Below are 1,180 nucleotides of genomic sequence, written 5' to 3'. Positions count from 1 at the left end.
CTCTGTACACGACAAAAATAGATAACTCATTGAAATAATGTCACAATAATTGTTTTCTAACGACGAATACTATGACACATCTCAATGAGTTATATCTTATCTTAAACAAATCTCTAAAATGGAACAAGTCACATTTAAAGTGCTTTGCGCTCATCATGCTTGTGATTATTTTAAAGCAAACATGTAATCTTTCTTCTGCATCTAAAGCCTTGCCCATCAAGTGTTTACCACAATCATTTTATCGACGTATGCAGCGCTTCTTTGCAGGTCAGTATTTTGATTATCGTCAAATTTCTCAGTTGATTTTCAATATGTTTTCATTCGACCAAGTGCAACTGACTTTAGATAGAACCAATTGGAAATGGGGAAAACGAAATATTAATATCCTGATGCTCGCAATCGTTTATCGTGGAATAGCGATACCTATCCTTTGGACATTGCTTAATAAACGTGGAAATTCAGATACGAAAGAGCGTATTGCTTTGATTCAACGCTTTATAGCCATTTTTGGTAAAGACCGTATTGTGAATGTGTTCGCAGACAGAGAGTTTATCGGTGAGCAGTGGTTTACATGGTTAATTGAACAAGACATCAACTTCTGCATTCGTGTTAAAAAAACTTCATTGTCACCAATCATTTAGGAAAGAATCATAAAATTAGTGATTTATTTCGCCATCTTAAAGTTGGTCAAATTGAATGTCGTAAACGACGGATTTTGGTTGGTCGGGTGAAACTATATATAAGTGCACTACAGTTAGAAAATGGAGAGCTTTTACTCGTCGTTTCTCCTCAGTTTAATGCCAATGCTATTCAGGATTATGCATTACGCTGGGAAATTGAAACCTTATTCAGTTGTCTCAAAGGACGCGGGTTTAATCTTGAAAATACGCGCTTGACAGACCCTAGACGAGTGAAAAAATTGATTGCGGTGTTAGCTATAAGCTTCTGTTGGTGTTACTTAACGGGTGAATGGCAACATAATCAAAAAAAAGCGATAAAAATAAAGAAGCATGGACGACTCTCAATGAGTTTATTTCGCTATGGTTTAGACTATGTTCAAATGGCGATTCAGCGTTTAATTGGTTTTGGGAAAAAAGAAGAGTTTAAGGAAATTTTGGCAATTTTAAGAAAGCAGAATCCTGATAGGATAAGGGTTCTGTGAAATTTGTCGTGTACAGAG

Annotated in this window: 1 protein-coding gene; it reads left to right on the top strand. The window is 35.8% G+C overall.

Annotation, left to right across the window (positions count from 1 at the left end; all coding sequences use genetic code 11):
• The first annotated feature begins 71 nt into the window (after positions 1-71).
• Positions 72-1,162, top strand: a protein-coding gene (locus FTU37_RS16560; protein ID WP_085940648.1) for an IS4-like element ISAba1 family transposase whose coding sequence is annotated in 2 segments (ribosomal slippage) — positions 72-612 and positions 612-1,162 — 1,092 coding nt in all. Because the reading frame shifts where the segments join, the coding sequence is not laid out codon by codon here.
• Positions 1,163-1,180: the final 18 nt, after the last annotated feature.

The sequence above is a fragment of the Acinetobacter sp. YH12097 genome (assembly GCF_013419225.1).
GTDB lineage: Bacteria > Pseudomonadota > Gammaproteobacteria > Pseudomonadales > Moraxellaceae > Acinetobacter > Acinetobacter amyesii.
Note: the sequence above shows the minus strand (reverse complement) of the source record. Positions and strands in the feature narration are given on the sequence as shown.